This is a genomic window from Parahoeflea alexandrii (assembly GCF_027214025.1).
Lineage (GTDB): Bacteria > Pseudomonadota > Alphaproteobacteria > Rhizobiales > Rhizobiaceae > Hoeflea > Hoeflea alexandrii_A.
The window spans coordinates 269,027-288,980 of the sequence record NZ_JAPWHB010000006.1 but is presented as its reverse complement, the minus strand read 5'-3'; the positions used below and the strand labels follow the sequence as shown (position 1 = coordinate 288,980).

18 protein-coding genes are annotated in these 19,954 nt (G+C 61.9%); 8 read left to right on the top strand and 10 right to left on the bottom strand.

The window, feature by feature from the left end:
• Positions 1–6 precede the first annotated feature (6 nt).
• The 6 genes from O4H62_RS20560 to O4H62_RS20535 are packed head-to-tail and all read right to left on the bottom strand — an operon-like array spanning position 7 to position 5,394.
• The gene (locus tag O4H62_RS20560; protein ID WP_269390690.1) at positions 7–1,320 is read right to left on the bottom strand and encodes a TRAP transporter large permease; all 1,314 of its coding nucleotides are present in this window, start codon (positions 1,318–1,320) and stop codon (positions 7–9) included.
• On the bottom strand, positions 1,317–1,886 hold the full coding sequence (locus O4H62_RS20555) for a TRAP transporter small permease subunit (RefSeq protein WP_269390689.1): 570 nt from the start codon (positions 1,884–1,886) through the stop codon (positions 1,317–1,319). Before O4H62_RS20555 ends, O4H62_RS20560 begins: the two co-directional genes overlap by 4 nt.
• Before the next feature lie 18 nt (positions 1,887–1,904).
• A complete protein-coding gene (locus O4H62_RS20550) occupies positions 1,905–2,981 on the bottom strand; it encodes a C4-dicarboxylate TRAP transporter substrate-binding protein (RefSeq protein ID WP_269390687.1) in 1,077 nt (358 codons plus the stop codon).
• 21 nt (positions 2,982–3,002) lie between these two features.
• Entirely contained in the window at positions 3,003–3,407 is a 405-nt protein-coding gene (locus O4H62_RS20545; RefSeq protein WP_269390686.1) for a YciI family protein, read from the bottom strand.
• Between the two features lie 22 nt (positions 3,408–3,429).
• Positions 3,430–4,575: a CaiB/BaiF CoA transferase family protein gene (locus O4H62_RS20540; protein WP_269390684.1), complete on the bottom strand. Its 1,146-nt coding sequence runs from the start codon at positions 4,573–4,575 to the stop codon at positions 3,430–3,432.
• Positions 4,576–4,584: 9 nt separating this feature from the next.
• Positions 4,585–5,394, bottom strand: coding sequence for a citryl-CoA lyase (locus O4H62_RS20535; protein WP_269390681.1), 810 nt, complete (start codon positions 5,392–5,394; stop codon positions 4,585–4,587).
• A 155-nt stretch (positions 5,395–5,549) separates the two neighbouring features.
• On the opposite strand from O4H62_RS20535, the gene O4H62_RS20530 reads away from it, so the two are divergent.
• From O4H62_RS20530 to O4H62_RS20505, 6 genes are all read left to right on the top strand, one after another.
• The gene (locus O4H62_RS20530; protein ID WP_269390680.1) at positions 5,550–6,401 is read left to right on the top strand and encodes an IclR family transcriptional regulator domain-containing protein; all 852 of its coding nucleotides are present in this window, start codon (positions 5,550–5,552) and stop codon (positions 6,399–6,401) included.
• A gap of 34 nt (positions 6,402–6,435) precedes the next feature.
• Positions 6,436–7,947: an amidohydrolase family protein gene (locus tag O4H62_RS20525; RefSeq protein ID WP_269390678.1), complete on the top strand. Its 1,512-nt coding sequence runs from the start codon at positions 6,436–6,438 to the stop codon at positions 7,945–7,947.
• A 96-nt stretch (positions 7,948–8,043) separates the two neighbouring features.
• The gene (locus tag O4H62_RS20520; protein ID WP_269390676.1) at positions 8,044–8,904 is read left to right on the top strand and encodes an extradiol ring-cleavage dioxygenase; all 861 of its coding nucleotides are present in this window, start codon (positions 8,044–8,046) and stop codon (positions 8,902–8,904) included.
• Positions 8,901–9,266, top strand: a complete 366-nt coding sequence (locus O4H62_RS20515; RefSeq protein WP_269390675.1) for a hypothetical protein — start codon at positions 8,901–8,903, stop codon at positions 9,264–9,266. The genes O4H62_RS20520 and O4H62_RS20515 overlap by 4 nt, the downstream gene beginning before the upstream one ends.
• Positions 9,267–9,806: 540 nt before the next feature.
• Positions 9,807–10,001, top strand: coding sequence for a hypothetical protein (locus O4H62_RS20510; RefSeq protein WP_269390674.1), 195 nt, complete (start codon positions 9,807–9,809; stop codon positions 9,999–10,001).
• 182 nt (positions 10,002–10,183) lie between these two features.
• The gene (locus tag O4H62_RS20505) at positions 10,184–11,086 is read left to right on the top strand and encodes a hypothetical protein (protein ID WP_269390672.1); all 903 of its coding nucleotides are present in this window, start codon (positions 10,184–10,186) and stop codon (positions 11,084–11,086) included.
• Between the two features lie 106 nt (positions 11,087–11,192).
• Here O4H62_RS20505 and O4H62_RS20500 read toward each other — a convergent pair whose 3' ends face one another.
• From O4H62_RS20500 to O4H62_RS20485, 4 genes are all read right to left on the bottom strand, one after another.
• Entirely contained in the window at positions 11,193–11,765 is a 573-nt protein-coding gene (locus O4H62_RS20500; RefSeq protein ID WP_269390670.1) for a hypothetical protein, read from the bottom strand.
• A gap of 76 nt (positions 11,766–11,841) precedes the next feature.
• Positions 11,842–13,014 (bottom strand): hypothetical protein, encoded by a 1,173-nt coding sequence (locus O4H62_RS20495; protein ID WP_269390668.1) that lies wholly within the window; start codon positions 13,012–13,014, stop codon positions 11,842–11,844.
• A gap of 53 nt (positions 13,015–13,067) precedes the next feature.
• Positions 13,068–13,862: an RICIN domain-containing protein gene (locus O4H62_RS20490; RefSeq protein WP_269390666.1), complete on the bottom strand. Its 795-nt coding sequence runs from the start codon at positions 13,860–13,862 to the stop codon at positions 13,068–13,070.
• A 33-nt stretch (positions 13,863–13,895) separates the two neighbouring features.
• The gene (locus O4H62_RS20485) at positions 13,896–17,165 is read right to left on the bottom strand and encodes a hypothetical protein (protein WP_269390665.1); all 3,270 of its coding nucleotides are present in this window, start codon (positions 17,163–17,165) and stop codon (positions 13,896–13,898) included.
• 667 nt (positions 17,166–17,832) lie between these two features.
• Here O4H62_RS20485 and O4H62_RS20480 point away from each other — a divergent pair.
• Together O4H62_RS20480 and O4H62_RS20475 are read left to right on the top strand one after the other, a co-directional pair.
• Positions 17,833–19,005 carry a hypothetical protein gene (locus tag O4H62_RS20480; protein ID WP_269390663.1) on the top strand — a complete coding sequence of 391 codons (1,173 nt, stop codon included), beginning with the start codon at positions 17,833–17,835 and terminating at the stop codon, positions 19,003–19,005.
• A 49-nt stretch (positions 19,006–19,054) separates the two neighbouring features.
• A complete protein-coding gene (locus tag O4H62_RS20475; protein ID WP_269390661.1) occupies positions 19,055–19,858 on the top strand; it encodes an SH3 domain-containing protein in 804 nt (267 codons plus the stop codon).
• Positions 19,859–19,954 lie beyond the last annotated feature (96 nt).

Here is a 19,954-nt window from a genome sequence, read left to right as displayed (position 1 = left end):
ACCTGTCTAGAGACGCGCCAGCCATGTGGCGATTTGCGGAAACGCGATGATGATCGCAATCGAGACCAGCATGGCGCCGACGAAGGGCAGCGTGCCGCGAAATATCTCGCCAACCTTGAGGTCGGGATCGTCCATTGCCGATTTGATGATGTAGACCGAGAGCCCGAAGGGCGGGGTCAGCAGCCCGACCTCGACCGTGACCACCGTCAGCACGCCGAACCAGACCAGATCGAAGCCTGCCGCTTCGGCGACCGGCAGGGCGATGGGCAGCAGGATCAGCATGATCGAGATCGAATCGATCAGGCAGCCCAGCACGATGATCAGCAGCAGATAGATGATCAGGAAGCCATAAGGCCCGATGGAACCCTCCAGCAGGAATTCGGCCAGCCCGCGCGGCACGCCCGAAAGCGCCAGCATGCGGCTGAAGAAGGTGGCGGCCAGGATCAGGAACAGGACGGAGACCGTGATCTGCCCCGCCTCGAGCAACAACCGCCAGAACGACCTCGCATCCAGCGAGCGCCGCTTGAGCGCAATGACGAGGGCACCCAGCGCACCCGCTGCACCGGCTTCGGTTGGGTTAAGGAAGCCGCCATAGAGGCCTCCGAGGACCACCAGCATCAGCAGCAGGATGGGCACCGACTTGGTTGCAATCGCAAAGCCACTCATCGGCTCATCGGCCGGGCCGGTATCAGCCGCTGCGAAGACGAAATCCCGCCGGAACCGGGCAAGCAGGATGATTGTGATGGAGAAGGTGACCGCGAGCAGGATGCCCGGACCGATGCCGGCCAGGAACATGCGGCCGACCGATTCCTCGGCCAATACGGCATAGACGATCATCAGCAGCGAGGGCGGGATCAGCATGCCCAGCACCGACGATCCGGCAACCACGCCGGTGGCAAACTTGCGGGTGTAGCCATGGCGGACCATTTCCGGCACCGCCACGCGGCTGAACACGGTGGCGGACGCGATCGATATGCCGGTGATGGCTGCAAACACCGCATTGGCAAAGACGGTGGCGATGCCCAGACCGGCGGTCACGCGTCCCAGCAGTTGCTGGAACACATCGAACGTGTCCTTGCCGACCCTCGAGACCGTCACCAGCAAGCCCATCAGCACGAACAGCGGCACGACGGCGAAGAGATATTCGCGCAGGGAATCGTTGGCGACCTGGCCCATCATCCTGAGCGAGACGACGTCTCCGCGGATCGCCGCGACACCCAAAAAGGACACCGTCAGCATGCCGATCCCGATGGGCATGCCGAGATAGATCAGGACCAGCAGGGCCAGGGTTGCCAGGGCTCCGATTTCGATTGGGCTCATGGCCTTGCCTCACGGGTCACGATCGAACGGAGATCGGCGATCATCCGGACCAGGAATTCGAGCGAAGCGATCGTCATGCCGGCCAGGATCAGCGCGCGAAAGGGCCATGTCGGCAAGGTCGCGATCCCGATGATCCCGATGTAGTCGCCCGACGACCAGTCCTTGCCGAGAATGCGGATCGATGCGTAGGCGATGAGGCCGATGATGGCCGCTCCGACCAGATTGAAGACTGCCGACAGCAAGGCCGCGGTCCTTGGACGGGAGCGTTTCAGCCCGACGAGAAACAGGTCGGTGCGGGCGAGACGGTCGGCATGGATCGCAGCCGCAAGCTGAAGGCTGACGATCATGACCAAGAGCAGCGCCCCGAGTTCCGAAACCAGAGGCAAGGACGCCCCCATCAGGTTGCGGGCGACGATGTCGGCGCAGATGATAACCATCAGCACACCGATCAGCACGGTTCCGAGGGCGGCGAAGCCCTCGACCAGCCATTGCCAGGCGCGCCCGACCGCAGCGCCGGGGCGCTGCGGTCGGGCAGGATCATGCCCGTCTTGATGGTTTGATTGCATGATCCCGCCCGCGCCCGGTTACTTCTTGTCCCAGTCGCGCGCCGGGGTTTCGCCGGCGGCCCGCAGGGCGTTCATGTATTCTCCGAGAAACGCGGTACCCTGGCCGCCCTGCGCGTCGATGCTTGCGGCCCATTCGCCGGCTAGATCAGGCAGCATGTCGACCCATTTCTGGCGTTCGCTCGCAGGCATCGGCACGATGGTAACCGGCGGCGACTGTTCGGCGCCGTTCTTGACCATGAGGTTGAGCATCAGCTCGTGGCGATCCACCAGGTCCTGTCCGTGCGACCTGGTGTAGTACTTGCCGGCTTCGATCATCGCCGCCTGCACTTCCTCGGGAAGGCCATCCCAGCTGTCCTTGTTGATGGCGACCGCGCCAGAGAAGGCAGCGCCGGCATCAAAGCGGTTGATGTAGGGCGCCACTTCGTAAAGCTTGATCGGCATCGCGCCGAGCGCCAGGGTCAGCGCGCCGTCGGACACGCCGGTCTGCACGTCGGTGTAGAATGTCGTCAGCGCGCCGTCGACCGCATTGGCGCCGGTGCCGCGCAGCCAGCTTCCCAGCACGCCGGGGGCAGACAGCTTCATGCCGTTGATGTCGGCAATGCCGGTCAGCGGCTTCTTGGTGTAGATGTCATAGAGGTCGGTCGCGGTCAGGCCGAGGACCTTGAGGTTGTGGTCTTCCCACTCGCTGCGGAAGGCTTCGTTGGTTTCGAGAAGCTTCTCCATGACTTCGAGCAGAACCGGCGGGTTGGCCGTGGCGAACGGGGTGTTGGTGGAAACCTGGCTCAGCGGCAGCTTTGCCGCCTCAAGGAAGGAAAACACCCAACCCACATCGGTGATGCCTTCCTCAACCGAGCTCAGCGTGGCGTTCGCCTTGTAGAGCGTGCCGCCGAAGGCTTCGTTCCACTCGATCTTGTAATCGCCCTTTTCAGCGAGGATTTCATCCGTGCGCGCCATGAAGTGGGTTTTGATCATCCCCACCCACGGCACCACCGTCGGGTGGCTCGAGGCCACCGTGAGGTTGATTACTTCCTGCGCCGAAGCGGCATGCGGCAGCAGCAGCATGCCTGCCGTCATCATTCCCAATAGCTTTTTCATTTTCTCTCTCCCAATTGTGCTTCAGGCCAAAGTGAAAGTCTGGCTGGAATAGTCGAGCCGGACGGTGATCGTTCCCTCATTGATGAGCCAGGGGCGGACGTGAAAGCTGCGGGCGCCGCTCGCATGCATCGGGTCGCGTTCGGCAATGGCGATTGCTTCCTGCCGTGAGGCCGCCCGCACCACGACCATTCCTTCGCCCTCCCAGCTCTGCTCGTCGTCGCTCCACATCGGACCGGCGGCGAACATGATGCCGTCGCGCTCAAGGCCGACCTGGAATTCGAGATGCGCTTCCAGATTGTCGAAGACCGGGCCCATGCCGTTCACCGGTTTGGTGAAGATGGCGTAGAGCTGCTTCTGCAGCATGGCCTTGCTTGCTTCCATCACGCCGGCGGCGGGCACCGACGTGACCATTTCCTCATTGCTCATGCTTTCCTCCCCCTGTTGCAGCTCATTTCGATTTGCCTGCCGCCAGTTCGGCACGCAGTTCGGCGCCATGCTGATCCAGTGTCGGCGGCGGCGTCATGTCGAGATCAGGCTCACCGTCGAAGCTGTAGGGAGGCCGAACGGTTTTGGATTCGCCCATTTCGGGATGGCTGGTCTTGACCGCTAGCTGCAGATGCAGCGCCTGCGGATCCTCGAGCGCCTCGTTGGAATCGTAGGCCGGCGAATGCGGCACCTCGAGTGCGAGCAGCTTTTCGCACCATTCGTCGCGGGTCCTGGTCTTGAAGATCGGCGTAAAGATCTCGATCATGTCATCCTGATGCCGGATGCGGTCGAGACGATCCGCAAACCGGGGATCGGTCGCCAGCGCCTGCTGGCCGGTGGCCTCCAGGAAGCCTTCCCAGAATTTCGGCGGCGAGGACATGTGGATGGCGATCCACTTTCCGTCGCTGCATTCGAAGGTGTAGCTCTGCGACACCACCGGGCGCGACAGCGGCCCCATGATTTCGCCTTCCGAGAAATAGTGCGTGAAACTGTCGAGGTTGAAATGCGCCATCGCCTCCAGCATGGAGATGTCGATGCGCCTCCCCTTGCCGCTCTTGCTGCGCTCGAGAAGTGCCGCGAGGATTGCCGTTGCCGCGTATTGCCCGGTGACGGCATCGGCAATCGCCGGCCCGATGACGCGCGGGTTGGTCGGCGGCGTCAGCAGCCTGAGATAGCCGCTTGCAGCCTGCGCCACGGTGTCGAAGGCGGGCCGGTCGCGCGAGGGGCCTGACTGGCCGAAACCGGAGATCGCACAATAGATCAGCTTCGGATTGATCTTGCGCAGATCATCTTCGCCGACGCCGAGCTTCTCGGCAACGCCGGGACGGAAATTCTGGATGAACACGTCGGCGGTGGCGATCAGCTGGTAAAGCGTGTCGAGATCAGCCTGATCCTTGGTGTCGAGGGCGATCGAGCGCTTGTTGCGGTTGTAGGTCTGGTAGTGCGGGGAGTAGAGCCCGCCCTTGAAGGCGCGGAACGGATCGCCCGTGCCGGGACGCTCGACCTTGATCACATCGGCACCGAGATCGGCCAGATGCAGGGCGGCGGCGGGTCCGGTGATGTAGGTGCCGAGCTCAACCACCCGGATGTCCTTGAGAATCTTGACCATGGGTGCGCCCTATGCCTTTGACTTCGGATGCGATGAGGGGGCGCCGTCATAGCCGATGGCGAGATCAGCCTTGTGCGACATGATGAACCCGATCGAGCGCAGCGATTCCTCGTAGAGGTGGGCGGCGAGGCCGGCCGTGCGCGCCAGCAGCGGCACCGCCTTGATCGCCTCGAGCGGCCAGCCGGCATCGAGGATCGCGGCCGGAATGGCGCCGGAGACATTGATCGGCAGGGGCCGCTCGATGATGCCGGGCGCATGTTCGGCCAGGGTCCGCAGGGTTGAAATGTAGCGGCCCGAAATGCCCAGTTCGTCGGCAATCTCGAGCAGGCGGTCGGCGCGCGGGTCGCCGGCATTGTGCTGCGGATGGCCGAGACCCGGCACCTTGCGGCGCTGAGCCTTGAGTTCTTTCAGGCTGGCAATCGCCGCTGTCTCGACATCGGTGCCGTTTTTCTCGGCATCGGCCAGAACCTCGGCAAGATACTGCCCGGCGATTTCCGAACTGCCGGCGACGACGCTGCCCATGCCGAGAAGGCCTGCCGCCATCGCTCCCTGCCAGGCGTCAGGACCGGCCGCGAGCGTCATGCGCGCTGCCTGCACGCTCGGCACGAGGCCGTGCTCGGCAATCGCCACCAGGCAGGCATCCATCATTTTGCGCTGGGCAGCAGTCGGCTTTTCGCCCACGACCAGAAGCCAGAAGTAGTCGGTAAAATCGATCTTGCCGATCAGGTCGTTGCACAGGTCATACCCCCGTACCGTGATCGAGTCGGCGTCCGACGTGGCGATCGCCGTGAATGCCTGATCCTGTTTTCCAATGCGCATTTCGGGTCCTTTTTTCGCATACCGAAAATATTTCCTCTTGCCGAAAAGATTGCACTGATTTATCGTCCCGTCAAGTCACCGCCGGGATCTGTGAAAATGGCCGGTCAAGCCGTAGGAAGGGAGCATCGCAGCAATGAAAAAGGTTCCACTTCCCCATGACTGATCATCCGTCCGCAAACCTGCAGATCTCCGCCGCACCCGGGGGAGACTCCAAGCCGGCCAAGCCCGACGAGTTCGTCGAGGCTCTGGCCAAGGGGATTTCGATCCTCGAGAGCTTCGACGCCGCTAATCCGGAAATGACGCTGAGCGAAATTGCCAGAAAGGTGGGGTATTCGCCCGCCGCGGCGCGGCGCAGCCTGATCACGCTAATGGCGCTCGGTTACGTCGGCCAGACCAACAAGCGCTTCCACCTGCGCCCGAAAATTATGGCGCTGAGTTCCGGGTTCTATTATTCCGCCCAGATCGACGAGGTTCTCCAGCCGCATCTGCGCGAACTGGTGGCGAAATTCGGCGACGCCTCCTCGGTCGGCACGCTCGAGCAGCGCGACGTCATCTACATCGCCCACAATTCGGTGCAGCGCGCGCGCCGTGCCGCAGCCGTGGTCGGTGCCCGCTATCCGGCTTGCGCGACATCGCTCGGACGCGTGCTGCTTGCCGGGCTGAGCGATGGCGAGCTCGACCGCTATTTCGACGGTCTCGTCATCGAGCCGCTGACATCCAAGACGATCGTCGACCCCGTGCAGCTGCGTGAGGAAATCGAGCAGGTGCGCCGGGACGGCTATTCGACCACCGTCGATCAGCTCGATTACGGCATCACCGCGCTGGCCGTGCCGATACGGGCGCTCGATGGCCGCACGATCGCGGCGCTCAACACGTCAGGCTACAGCGGCATGGTCGACGCCGATTTCCTGATCGCCAACCGCCTGCCCGAACTGCGGGCCACAGCATCCCGAATTGCCAATGCACTGACGCGATATCCGATGCTCGTTTCCATCATCGGATCCTGAATCCACGAGAATACTCACGGGAGGAGAAACCAGAATGTGCCGACTTTGCGATCCGAAACGACCTCAGCTGCCCTGCCCCACGCGGCGGGATTTTCTCACCGTGAGCGCCGTCGGCGGAGCCGCCGCAACCTTGGGGATGGGATCGACCGCAACGGCACGGGCTCAGGAAGCGGCGGCAGCCACGCTGCCCGAAGGCCTCGGCACGCCGGGGCGCCGGGTTCTGATCAAGGGCGGGGCTGTTCTTTCCGTCGATGATGCCGTCGGCAACTTCCCGGTGGGCGACGTGCTCATTGACGGAAAGACCATCGTCGAGGTGGGTGCGAACATCGATGCACCCGACGCGGTTTTGATAGATGCAACCGGCAAGATTGTGATGCCGGGCTTTGTCGACACCCATCACCACCAGTTCGAAACGGCGCTGCGCAGCCAGCTCGCCAACGGCATCCTGATCAATGACGGTCGCCCGGCCAACGCCTCGAACTATTACGAGACGGTGCTGCAGGGCTTCTCGATGGTCTACCGGCCCGAGGACGTCTACATCAACGAACTCTATGGCGGCATCGCGCAACTGGATGCGGGCGTCACCACGGTGATGGATGTGAGCCAGATCCACCATTCGCCGGAGCATTCGGATGCCGCGATCGAGGGGCTTCGGGATGCGGGACGCCGCGGCGTCTTCGGCTATTTCGAGGGCTGGGGCGACCGGGCCAAGTACCCGCAGGATGCCGCACGCATCAAGAGCCAGTATTTCTCCTCGGACGACCAGCTGACCACGATGGTCATGGGCGGCGAGATCTATCTTCCCGGTTACGAGGAAGCGTGGAAGATTGGGCGCGAACTGGGCCTGCCGATCGCGCTTCACGTCGTGGGCACTTTCGGCATGCAACCGACCTTCGACGAGCTGGGTGCGGCCGGCATGTTTGGCGAAGACAACATCTTCATTCACATGACCGGCATGTCGGATGCCGGCTGGAAATATGCCTCGGATGCCGGCGCCCATGTTTCCCTGTCGGTGCCGATCGAAATGCAGATGCGCCACGGCACGCCGCCGATCCAGAAGGCCATCGATCTCGGCATGGAGATGTCGCTGTCCACCGACGTCGAATGCACCATGACCGCCGACTTCTTCACGCAGATGCGCAGCCTTGTGACTCTGCAGCGGATGTTCGTGAACGAAAAGGCCCTTGCCGGCCAGGAGTACCCGGAACTGATGACCACCATGCAGGCGATCCGCCAGGCAACCATAGGCGGCGCCAGGGGGCTGAAGCTCGACCGCAAGATCGGATCGCTGACCCCGGGCAAGGAGGCGGACATCATCCTTCTCGACGCCGAGGCCATCAACGTCGCGCCGCTCAACAACGTGCCCGGCGCGGTGGTCACGCTGATGGAGCGGACCAATGTCGACACGGTCATGGTCGCCGGCCAGGTGAAGAAATGGCGGGGCCAGATCATGGGCTTCGACATGGACCGCCTGCGCAGCGAGCTCGAAGCAAGCCGCGACTACATTTTCGAAGCCGCCAAGATCGAACGCAACCTGTTCGCCTGAGGCTGATCAAATCCCGGTCCCGGCAGCCTGCCGGGACCGCAGCAAGACAACCACGCCTGCGGGCTTACCGCAAAGATCAAGAAGAGGAGTAGGACCTTGGCTCAGCTCGTTGCCACTTTGGCCTCCACACATCACCCGTTCTACCTCAAGGCGACAACCATGCCGCCCGAGCAGCAGATGCCGCAGGCGCCGGAGTGGAAGCGCAAGGTCGAGGCCTACCGGGAAACCCTGGCCAAGACCAAGCCGGACATACTGGTGATGATCGGGTCGGACCATTTCCACCAGATCTTTCTCGACAACTGCCCGCAGTTCCTGATCGGCAAGGCGCCGCGCTACGACGCCACCTTCTACAACGAGGAGCGCGAGTTCGGCATTCCGAAATACGTGCTCGAGGGTGACGAGGCGATGTCGCGCTTCATGCACCAGCACCTGATGGACCAGGATTTCGACTTCGCCTTTTCCAACGAGCTGAAGATCGACCATTCAATCATCTGCCCGATCATCACGGTCAGGCCGCAGAACGACCTGCCGGTGGTGCCGATCTACACCAACATCTTCGCCCCGCCGCTGCCGAGCCCGCGCCGTTTCTACAATCTCGGCCGCGCCATCCGGAAGGCGATCGACGATTACCCGTCCGACAGCCGCGTCGCCGCGATCGGAACCGGCCACCTGTCGCTCGAGCTCGGCGGACCGCGCCAGTTCATGGAGACCGGCCCGGACCCGGTCTTCGACCGTCAGGCGATCGAGTGGCTGCGCAACGGCGACATTGAGGCGATCCTCGACAACGTCACCCACGAGAGCATGATCAAGAGCGGCAACGCCACCCAGGGCTTCCTCAACTTCATCCTGATGCTGGGCGTGGCCGGGCCGGAAAATGCAGACTATGTCGACAATCTCGACCTTTTCCACACCATGGAAGCCTATTTCACCTGGTATCCGAAGGAGCAGGCCGCATGAGCAAGTATTATGTCAACAAGTTCCTCTTCACCGTCGACCGGGACCCGGAATACCTCAAGCGCTACATCGAGGATCCGAAGTCCTTCGTCGCCACGTGGGAACAGTCGATCGGGCCCAAGCTCAACGATGCGGAGCGTTCCACCGTCAACAGCCTGACCGATGCCGAGCGGGAAGCGCTGGTCAATCACGACTATGTCGCCCTGTTCGAAATGGGCGCACATTTCTTCCTCAACCTGACCATGTATATCGGCATCTATGACGAACCCTATATGACCCGGTCGGGGCCGCTGTCGTTCCAGCGGGAGTTTGCCGCCAAGCTGCAGCACTGGCGCGACAAGGATTATCCGAGCGTGGAAACCTGAACGACCGGCCCAACGCCTCCGGCTCGCCCCCCGGACAAAATCCGCGGGGGGGGGGGGCGAGCGCATTTGCATGAACCGGACCAATCTCCCTCACCCCTGTCGGCAGACCCGGAACCCCTTGGTTCTCAGACAATCCCGGCTGCCGGCGTCCCTGCAAACGCCAATCCCGGTCGCTGCCTCCGGTCGGTTGTTGCCGTCATCTCAACCAGCATCTGCAGCGCGTGAGGGGCCGGCGAACACCGGGAAAGGGGCAGAGAAGCGTTTGAATGGCGCCGCATTCGGCAATGCGTTTTCGTCCCCCATGATCACTGCCCCGCCCGCGGCCAGCCCTTACCCCGCAAGCACGCTTCGAACCCGCACAAGCACCCGCCCGACCGCAGGTGGACGCGGGATGTGAATGCCATGCAGATTGCAGGAAGCTGTGCACCCGGAACGGGCAGGAAAAAATGGCGCACTTCTGAGGATAAATACACGAACATTTATGTCATTGACATATATCGATAATATCGCAGGCAATAGATCAATCAAGGCGGCTCTCTGATGAGCATTTCTTTCCGAATTCACTCCATCCGTTCAGCCTGCATCGCCGAAATCTACGTCCAATCCGAAGCCGTGCCAATTGCATGCCGTTTACGTGACAACGCCCTGCCAAGCGACAGCACATCACCTTGGCACATCGCCATGCCTTTAGGGATGGACGGCGACGCCCCATCCGCCAAGGGACATAACTCTTGAGAACATCACAACAATAGGCAATTATATGTTCAGTGGCTTTCCAGATACGGCAAGCTGATCTGCCGTCGGTTGCGCCAGATATTCTTGGCTTCCGCAGAGTCCACGTGTTGCTTTCGAGCGTATTCCCGGCGTTGTCACGTATCGGGAAGACAAATCAGCCTGAACGTAAACGGGAGAGAAAAATGCCTGTTCGAAAACGCAAATCCGCACTCATGGTCTTGGCATTGCTCTTGTCAGGTGGAACCGCGCCCGCCTCCGCCAGTAGCAGCAGCACGATCTGGAACGTCTATGTTTCGTCCGAAGGGGCCCGGCTCAACTATATCCATTCCGCCTCGTTTCTCGGCAGCGAGGAGGTCAGCCGCAAGCAATTGTTTTCCGCCATTTGCAACCCCAACCAACCCACGCCTTACATAACCACGGTTATCCAGCCCCGCGGCGGCGAAACGCTCTATCCCAGCCAGAACCTGAAAGTCCGCCTCGAGGACGGAAACTACATGTTTCTTCTTGGCAACATCGATCAGATCGCGACCGTCAACGCCGGCGATCAATTGACCCGATACGGCGTTTCAATCCCAGTGGATTCGGTCTTTTTCCGGACCCTGATGCAACCTGGCTCACGCTACGAACTGCGCATCGACGCGGATCCGGGAAATGGCGGAGTTCCGTTGCGGGTAACCGACAGAGATCGGGAGAGGATTGGCGCATTCCTGCAAACCTGCACCAACTACGGCGCGGGCAGTTCCCAGACCGTCATGAACGCCGAGCCACCCTACGCCTGTCGAGATTTCCTGAACGGTCCCAACCAGTATGCGGGAAACCAGTCCGTGACCTATGAGCCGGGCATCATTGACAGGGTGTGCGGCGACATGCGCATGGATGTTCGGCCGGCGAACTGCATGCACTACGTGATGAGCGGCAATGTCGCCTGGGACCGCCAGGGCAATGCGGCCTGGCAGCCCGCCAATGCGGCCGATCTGTGCAGCCAGAGCACGGATATCGGCGCGCGCATTCAATGCTTCAACATCCAGATTGCCCACGGCGCCGATTGGTACAGCAGCATCCAGGCATGCAGAAGCGTGAATTGACTGTTCTGATTGGAAAGAGATAGCCCGAGGTCGCTTTGAAAACGGGTTGACGGATGCAGACCAGATTGGCTGTGGCGCTCACGCAGGGCTTGCCGCCGTCACTTCATCACTGCGTGTCGGTCCGCGCCACCGGCGCAGCGTCTTCAACCGGATAGATTTGCTCGATGATTTCACCCGGGACAATTCCCAGTGCGAACATCGATCCGGAGATGGCCAAGTCCTTCATGAGTTCCCGCGGATTTGGCCGTAACCTTGCGGCCGCGGTTGTCAGCTTCTTGTAGGATGGCTTCGGTAATTTGCGAAGTCCCTTGGGCAGCAGGTTGAAGCTGGCCGCCTTGGGGCCGACCTTCGCAAGGGCGCCCGGCCTGGGGGGCGGAACAGCCTTGAGCGCTGTGGTCACACTGCCCAGTCTCGGGAACGCGGAGGGCTTGGGCATCCTGAGACGCGGCGTCGGAACATTGCGCAGGAATTTGAGCGCGCTTGCCTGGGCGACCTGATAGCCGCCCTGGCCACCAAGCGCGAGGCGCGGTCCCATCGCGGGCACATCGACCGACAATGTAGAAACATGCGTTTGCGTTGCAGCCGTGTCCGCCGGGCCGATCTTTGGCAACGCAGCCGAAGCAATCGAAGGGCCGCCAATCAGTGGCAGCAGCACGAACAGGAGATATCTCGATCGCATTCTGGCCCTTTCAAATGTTCCGCCCGGGATGCCGGTCAAATCGGGAGGCGCTACCGGCGTGATGCCGTACTGCTTCTCAGTTTCCGTTCACAAGGCCCATGATGCTCGACTCGACTTCGTCGAACGCGTTCTTGACGTCATCGCCCATATCGACCACCTCGCCGCGTTCCAGCCCGAAAACAGTGCCCGCTCCGGCCAAGAGAACGAGCGTCGTCGCAGCGGTCCCGACGACGACCTTGAGCGCCTTGGGGGTGCTCTTTTTCGGACGCATCTGCGCGCGTTCGGGAACGTAGAAATCACCTTCCACGACGATGGCGTCGTCATTGCGCCGGAGAGGAACACCGCCTTGCGCGCCGGCATTCGCCTGCCTGGCAGGTGGCAACTGGTTGCCGCCCAGATTGTTCTGGTTACGTGGCGGAAGCCGGCCGCCATTGACGCCGGCCTGCAGGCCGTTGCCGTTATTTCCCACGCCCCCGAACGGCGGCAGGGTGCCAGGCGGCGGCATATCGACCCGGTCGTAGATATTCGCATTCTGGTTCCTGGGCGGCAAAACACCGGGATCGTTCGGCCTGAGGCCGCCTCCATTGTTGCCCACGCCCCCGAACGGCACGGCATTGCCGTCCAATGGCTGGTTCGCGCTCTCGTAGATGCCATTGTTGTTGGGCGCCGGATTTGCCGGGCCACCGGGCGGAGGCAGGGCGCCCGCGTTCTGATTGGGGCCGACCGGGCGGCCAACTCCCGGCGCGCCCGGCGCGAGATCATAATTGCCGCCGGGCGGAGGCAAATTCGCCCCCCCGACAGGCGCTGGCCCGTATACGCCGCCCGGAGGCGGCAATCCGCCTCCCACAGGCGCGGCAGGCGCGGCCGTGTACTGTCCCGGCGCAGGCAGGTTCGGCCCACTTGGCGCAGGGGCCGGTCCGTACTGGCCAGTGGGTGCAGGCAGCGCCTGGGCCGGCGGCAGCGCGTTAGGACCCAGATTCGGCGCGGGGCCATAGGTGTTGTTGCGCAACGGGATACCCGGTTGCGGCAATTGCCCCGGCGCGGAGGGCTTCTTTCTGAAGACATTCCTGATCTTCTTGCCCAGACCGTCGGCTACCATGTAGCTGCCGTCGTCGGTCAGGCTTGATATGGACGGCTCCCGATCCACTGCCGCGCCTGCGGGATCACCCGGCAGCATGGCGTGGGACGCGCCGGAATGGAGCGCAACGAGAATGATGGCGCTCGCAGTGTAAAGAACCCGATCAATCATGCCTTCTGTTCCTTCTCGTTGTCTTGCCCAGCGGTCGCGGTTTTCGCCAGCGATCAGCGCCCGTCGGGATATCTTATCACCTGCAGGTTCTGCCCCGACAACTGGTAATCCCCGACCCACTGGTCGTTCTGAGCCAGGCTCCATGTCGCTCCGGCCGGTGACTTCTGGCGAAGCTGCTGGCCCGGTCCAACAGTCTGCACATAGGCGGGATCATTGCCCGGAATGTCGATGAACACATCCAGTGGCGCCGCCGAGAAATTCTGCACGTAAAGCTCGACGGCTGGCTGACCTGTCGCCTGCTCGATCGTGACCGAGGCCGGCTGCGTGTTGGACGGGGGCAAAGTCGTTGGCGCGTTGACCACCGGCAGCGAGCGCTGTGCCGCCTGGGTCGCCTGAAACGACCACATCGCCGACCACCAACCCGGTTCGATCGATCCAACGGAAACGCGCCCGGCCTCATCGGTCATGATGTACTGATCCGGCTTCCAACGGTTCTGCAAGCGATAGAACTGTCCCTCGACGTTCTCCAGCGCCCACATCGCCGACCACCAGCCCGGTTCGATCTGGCCTTCCTGCAAGGGGCCGTTTTCGACATGCAGGTATTGCCCGGTCGCAAGGCTGCGAAGGCGTACGAATGGCTCACCGGGGAGTTGCTCGAAGTCCCAGCCCGAATTGGGAGACGCGACATCCGGCGACAGCTGGAATCCGTTCCCCGCCAACAGGTAGCCGGAGGTCCATCGATTCTGGATCGTCGCGGCGTCGGACCAGGCCTGCGCCACGGTCGCCAGGAGCACGAGCGCTATTGCCATGCCTCTCTTGAGCCAGTCGAGCGGATCAATCATCTTCATACTCCTTCCAGAACCTGCGAGAGGTTCCACCCATTATTTTACGTCCGAGCAGATCGGATGATTGTACGCCACCACGATGTCTGCCACGCCTGTCGGGTCGAGCGACGTCCAGGGGAAATCTTCAGCCGGATTGCTCTGTTCGGCCCCCTCGATCGCTGCGGCGACAGCGGCATCGATGACCTTCGGGTCGATTTCACCGCCGACTGTATAGGATCCATCGAATGCATCCCTTACCTGCTGGCGCATGGCTGCCTTCGCTTCGGCGGAGTAATCGGCGTAGATCGCGCCGGAAATCACAGCCGAAAGGGCGATGTCAAGCGTAAGGTCCTTGACCACTGCCTTGGTCGCGGCGTTCGTCGCAGCCTTGGACAGGGCCGCGACCACCTGTTGCCTGAATGCCGCCTGCGCTGCGACACGGCTCGTGGATTTGGCCGCCAACTGTCCGCCTGCCTTGCCTGCGGTCGTGGCGGCCGTCTTGGCAGAGTTCGCGGCAGCCGTCGCGCCGGAGGCGGCACCCGCGGTGACGGCAATCAGCGCCACACTTGCAGCGGTCATGATCGGGCCTGTCACCTGGTCGGTAACAGTCAAAGCGCAGTCATTGGACGAGGCAGCGCAGGCCGCGCCGCAATTGACCGGCAACTTGGCCGGGCAGCTGTTCCAGCACACAGGGCCGACGCCGGTATAACCGGCCTCGCACTTGTCGTAGCAAAGTCCGGCGTCGCGCTCCTTTCCGCCGCTGCAGGACATCAGGTTGCCGACGCCGCGGTCATAGGTGACCTTCTGGCAGGAAACGCCGATATCGATCATGGAAGGCGGGCAGACGGGCGTGCACAGGTTGGTGAGAAGCGGCGCCGTCTTGTAGCCGCTCGGGCATTTCGAATAGACGATGGTGTTGGAATTGTATGTCCCGCATCCGTATTTCTTGCCGTAGCTGCTCTTGCGGCACCGCGCGCGCGCATCGTCAAGGCTGAACGGCGTATCACCCAATTTCCAGGGAAACGCAGCGCGCTCCACGGGCGCGGGCTTGAGGCAGTGCAAGCCGGTATCGGTAAAACCGGCCGGACACGCATTCGGAATGCACATCGTGACGAAGGGCTTGTAGCCGGGCTTGCAATTGTCGTAGCAAAGGCCGGCGGTGTCTTCCGACTGACCAGGAGGGCAGTTTCGCGGCACCGTGCCGACGCCGCGTCCATAGGTCGCTTTCCAGCAGAACCGGGTCTTCGATTTTTCCTCTTCAGCGAGGCGGACGTTTTCTACCGCGATCTTTGCCATGACCGCCTGCAACTGCGCATTTGTCAGCAGCATGCATTTTCCGGGATCGCTGTCCGCGCCTGTCGGAGCGCGGACGGATTGCTGCGCATCGCGGGACGTCTGGAACATGCCGCCGACCCATTCGCGTGTCTCCGGCGACGAGAAGCCGAGCATTGTGCAGGGCGGGGATTGAAAGACAATCGTTTCACCGGCGGCGACCCCGCCGATCACCGAGGCGCTGCTGGAATCCACGACGCTGATTTCGAGCGGCTCGCCGCTGGTGTTGGTGATGCGCGTGGTCACTGCTCCATTGGTTTCGCCATAGATCAGCGGCAGCGGCGCCGAGATCTGCTGCCCGTTCTGAGCCAGAACGGTGTAACTGCCGCCGACGATCAGGCCATTCTCATCCGAAAAGCCGATCTTGTTTCCGGCACCCGCCAGCACATCCACCGAACCGCCCGCTGGCAGGGTTCCAAGGAATTCCGGAGGCTGCGACACGTCGTGCGACAAGGCAAGCACTGCGAGGGATCGCCCTGACTGGTTGGCGACGCGCACCGTGAATTGCCCGTTTCCGGTCCTCAACGGCAGCGGCACCTGAAACGACTGCCCCGAGGTTTGCGATATGGTCAGATTGCCGCCGACATAGGGGCCGCCCGGCGAGAATGCGAAGATCATTCCCGGATCCGCATCGAGCCGCACCGTTTCGCCGGACGTTACCGAGCCGACTGCTTCGGACTGACCATCCGCGATCCTGTAGATGCCGAGCTCTACCGCGCCGGAATTGGTGATGCTGGACGCAATCGCGCCATTTCCGGCACGGAAGCTCTTTTGCAGCGGCAGGGAAATGCTCTGGTTGGCAGCGGACCCGATCGTATACAGTCCGCCGTACCAGTCACCGCCCGGTGAGAAGCCGATCTGGTATCCGCTCTGGGCCGGCAGAACCAAGGTTTCGCCAGGCTCGATCGCGGCAACCAGCTGGCTTTCGACGCCGTCAGGGGGGACGATGTAGACCCCCATCGCCTCATTTGCCGGATTGGCGATGTTAACCAGGATCGATCCGTTCCCTACCTGCCCCGCCAAGGCGACCTGACTGACCGGCAACGGCAGAGACAGGGTTTCCGAACCACTCCCGTTCACCACGTATTGGCCGCCGGTCCAGTCGTTTCCGTCCGACACGCCGATGATGGCGCCAGCCTGCGCCCGGATGTCAAGAGCCGAGCCTGACGCGATTTCCGCAACCAGCGGCGCATCGCTGCCGTCGTCCAGAATATAGTGAATGAACAGGGTCGTCGGCGTCGGGTTCTCAAGCCGCACCACGGCCGATCCGTCGCCGATCTGCGGCGGTTGCTCAGCCGTACCGTCAGCATTCTGTCGCGCGGCCGCAACGGGTAGGCTCACCACTTCCGGGGCGATGCCGGTGACCTGATAGGTTTCCCCCACCCAGCCGGTGTCATCGGCGATGCCGATCTCCGCGCCAGCCTGGGCCGGGATGTCGATGAAGAAACCGGAATCGACTTCTGCAACCAGAGGCGCGCTGCTTCGGTCGGGCAGGATGTGATGGATGCGCAAGACCCGGTCGGACGGATTTTCAAAGCGGACAATCACCGACCCGTCGCCGATCCGCGGCGCCTGGGAGACCGCACCGCCTTCCTGGTCAGCGCCATCGTTCGTGATCTGCCCGTCGCTCTGGACAGGCAAGCTCACCACTTCCGGGGCGACGCCGGTGACCTGATAGGTTTCCCCCACCCAGCCGGTGTCATCGGCGATGCCGATCTCCGCGCCAGCCTGGGCCGGGATGTCGATGAAGAAACCGGAATCGACTTCTGCAACCAGAGGCGCACCGCTTCGGTCGGGCAGGATGTGATGGATGCGCAATACCCGGTCGGACGGGTTTTCAAAGCGGACAATCACCGAGCCGTCGCCGATCTGCGGCGCCTGCTGAGCATCGTCGCCAGCGACCTGTGAGTTGTCCGGACCCGAGTTGCCGTTGTCCGCGATTGAAGGAGAGAGCACTTGTTCCGGGGCGTCGGTTACATCGTAGGGGCTTCCCACCCATTCATTCTGGTTTGCCAGTTGGATACGCCACCCTTGCCTGACCTCAACATTAACAAAATAACCGCTATCAACCTGCCCTATCTGATCTGGCTGCCTGTCCACCGAGCTGAATGCGAAAATACGCAGGGATTGCGCTGTCGGGTTTTCCACGCGCAACACACGGTCTTGCTGCTGCGCGAAAGACTGCGGAGCCACAATGAGGAAAGTTGCAAGAAGCGAGAGGCAAAGGGCCACAAGGCGCTTGGAAAACCAGTTTATCACGCAGACCAACCTTTTCCAGTTATCAGTCGTTCGGCTCCGAAAGCTTGCTGCGCCGCAGACTTATGATGATCCTATGTCCCTGGTCCAGCTACAGAAAGCCCACTGAGCCATGAGATTTCAATCCAGATCAAGCCGCAGCAATATCGGAACACAAGCATGCAGCTTCTAAATGCAAGTGAAAGTAGAGGGGAGTTTCCGTCTTGAGTCAAATAGTTTTCCCGCGGAGTATTGCTTGCGTGATATTCGCTTGACGAATGCTTATTGATGGCTTTTCATCTTCGCTCATCCATCAAATTCGGCGGTTCCGTTCACGGACCGCACCGCGCTGGATTGCGAATGACACATCAAATCGGGGCCGTGGCCGTTCCGTAATCTTCGTCTCGGGAGCCCTATGCAAATGCGCATGTTCATACTGGCCGTTTTCCTTGGGTTCACTTCATTACTTCCCGCGAAGCCGTCAATGGCGTTGTCGATTGTCAGGCCGGAACTGGTGAGCGTGCGGTTCATCAACGCTACCGGGCAACCTGTGGATTACTATCTGATCGATCCTGCCGATGGCTCGATCAAGCCTTACTCCACGATAGTCGCCGGCGGCTCGGTTGATCAGGAATCCTGGGAGGGACAGGTCTGGGTCTTCGGACAGAACCAAGCGGAAATAACCCGGTACCAGACAACCGCCGACGCCCGGCAAGCATTCACCATTGGTGCGAACGGCGGCGCTGTCACACCGGTAGAAGACGCTGGCGGCCGCGGCCCGCCCGGTGCGGACCCGATGCTGCAGCCGACATCGCTGTCAAGCCCTGCGTTCGGTGATGGCTTCAGTTGGACATATGCCCGGTATATCGACGATTATACCAATTTCGGCCCCACCGCGACGCTGTCATTTTCGGTTCCCGAAACCGACAATGCGCAGTTTGGCGCCACCTGCAGCCGCGGCAGCGGCGGAATGATCGATATGACGATCGCCGCCCGGGTCAACCCCGCCACCGCAGGGTCCGAGGTCAGCGTGGCATTCTCCTCCGACAAACGATCCACGACTGTGAACGGAGTTATCCTCGTCCCAGAATCAAGCGAAGCTTTCACCGGCTACGGGTTCCAGTCCGATACTCGGGCGCCGGTCTGGAACCTTTTCCGCGAAGCGGCCGAGGTACGGTACGGGATTCAAGGCGGCGAACTCGTCAACATCCGAACCACGGGCATTGTGCAGCCTCTCGACGCCTTCATTCGCGATTGCGCGACATTTGCGGACGAAGCTGCCGATCCGGCGCGCGCCGCCCAGTTGGATCCGTTCTGCGGCTATCAGGGCACCCGGCGCTCGACCGGAGGGCAACCCCTGACGCTCAGGCTCATCAATGCGACGGGCGAGTACCGGGCTCTATACTGGGTGGATGGCAATGGGCAATTCGTGCAGATTTCACAACTCAATGACGGCGAGTATCTGGAAGTGCAGACATCGACCGGCCATGTCTGGGATTTCACCGATGGTCCGGGGAACTGCATCGAGGCGTTCAGGCCCAAGCAGGGTCAAGCCACTTACACCATGACACGGCAAAGTCCTGGCTTTGGGCCGGAATGACCGTGCCTGAGCGCTTGACGTCCCGCAGGGAAAGGCAAGGAAACCAATTATGATGTACCTTCGTATCCCATGCATGATCCTGGCAGCGTTTGCCATTGCGCTTCCGGCCGACGCCCAGCAGCAACCGCTGGGAACCCAGCAGCCGCTTGGCAAGCAGCAACCGCTCGGCCACGGGCAACCAGGCGTGGTTGGAGGACAAATCGGAACATCGCAATCCCAGAGGTTGTCGCAGGGCGGCTCGTCAACCCCGGCCATGCAGCCGGTCGGAGCGGCAAAGCTGCGAGTGACAAACTCGCTCGCTCAACCGGTCGACAGCTACCGTTTCGACGACACGGCCCAGCAGATGGTGTCGGTCGCCACAATTGCGCCGGGCGCATCCCAGGAATACGATGTCCGGCAGAATCAGGTCTGGGTATTCGGCGTCAATCAGAGCGAAGTCCAGCGCTATGTCGCTAGCGCGGCCCCGCAACAGACCGTGACGATCGGCAGCGCGTCCCAGGTGCAGCAACCCGACCAGTCCGGTCAGCCAGCCATGGCCAACTCCGGTCCTGTTATCGCACCCGTGATTGTCACGCAGCCGACGCCACTCAATCCGCGGCAAGGCGACAGAGGATCATTCCCGCCGGCAAAATCATGGGGTGGTATCGTCCGCTCGGGACCCGGTCTCGAATACGACAAGCTGGGAAGCGTGGCCGAACGTACTCCAATCGAAATTCTCGCCAGAACCGGCGATATCATGAATGGGTATCCGTGGTTTCAGATCAGGTTCGGCGACGGTGTCGGATACCAGTGGGGCGGGATCATCTGCGGCGTCAATCAACCGATAGACGGCGCCTACGAGGTTTGCAACTGAACGCTTCCGCATGCACGATGGGCGGTGGATTGCCCCAAGGAGTATTGCGGCAGTCTTCCACAACGGCGACGGTATGAGCCCGTCGGCGGCGGCCGA

Bases quoted from the DNA above. Each gene is read 5' to 3' on its own strand.
- O4H62_RS20560 (WP_269390690.1), bottom strand. From the start codon at position 1,320: ATGAGCCCAATCGAAATCGGAGCCCTGGCAACCCTGGCCCTGCTGGTC.
- O4H62_RS20555 (WP_269390689.1), bottom strand. From the start codon at position 1,886: ATGCAATCAAACCATCAAGACGGGCATGATCCTGCCCGACCGCAGCGC.
- O4H62_RS20550 (WP_269390687.1), bottom strand. From the start codon at position 2,981: ATGAAAAAGCTATTGGGAATGATGACGGCAGGCATGCTGCTGCTGCCG.
- O4H62_RS20545 (WP_269390686.1), bottom strand. From the start codon at position 3,407: ATGAGCAATGAGGAAATGGTCACGTCGGTGCCCGCCGCCGGCGTGATG.
- O4H62_RS20540 (WP_269390684.1), bottom strand. From the start codon at position 4,575: ATGGTCAAGATTCTCAAGGACATCCGGGTGGTTGAGCTCGGCACCTAC.
- O4H62_RS20535 (WP_269390681.1), bottom strand. From the start codon at position 5,394: ATGCGCATTGGAAAACAGGATCAGGCATTCACGGCGATCGCCACGTCG.
- O4H62_RS20530 (WP_269390680.1), top strand. From the start codon at position 5,550: ATGACTGATCATCCGTCCGCAAACCTGCAGATCTCCGCCGCACCCGGG.
- O4H62_RS20525 (WP_269390678.1), top strand. From the start codon at position 6,436: ATGTGCCGACTTTGCGATCCGAAACGACCTCAGCTGCCCTGCCCCACG.
- O4H62_RS20515 (WP_269390675.1), top strand. From the start codon at position 8,901: ATGAGCAAGTATTATGTCAACAAGTTCCTCTTCACCGTCGACCGGGAC.
- O4H62_RS20510 (WP_269390674.1), top strand. From the start codon at position 9,807: ATGAGCATTTCTTTCCGAATTCACTCCATCCGTTCAGCCTGCATCGCC.
- O4H62_RS20505 (WP_269390672.1), top strand. From the start codon at position 10,184: ATGCCTGTTCGAAAACGCAAATCCGCACTCATGGTCTTGGCATTGCTC.
- O4H62_RS20500 (WP_269390670.1), bottom strand. From the start codon at position 11,765: ATGCGATCGAGATATCTCCTGTTCGTGCTGCTGCCACTGATTGGCGGC.
- O4H62_RS20495 (WP_269390668.1), bottom strand. From the start codon at position 13,014: ATGATTGATCGGGTTCTTTACACTGCGAGCGCCATCATTCTCGTTGCG.
- O4H62_RS20490 (WP_269390666.1), bottom strand. From the start codon at position 13,862: ATGAAGATGATTGATCCGCTCGACTGGCTCAAGAGAGGCATGGCAATA.
- O4H62_RS20480 (WP_269390663.1), top strand. From the start codon at position 17,833: ATGTTCATACTGGCCGTTTTCCTTGGGTTCACTTCATTACTTCCCGCG.
- O4H62_RS20475 (WP_269390661.1), top strand. From the start codon at position 19,055: ATGATGTACCTTCGTATCCCATGCATGATCCTGGCAGCGTTTGCCATT.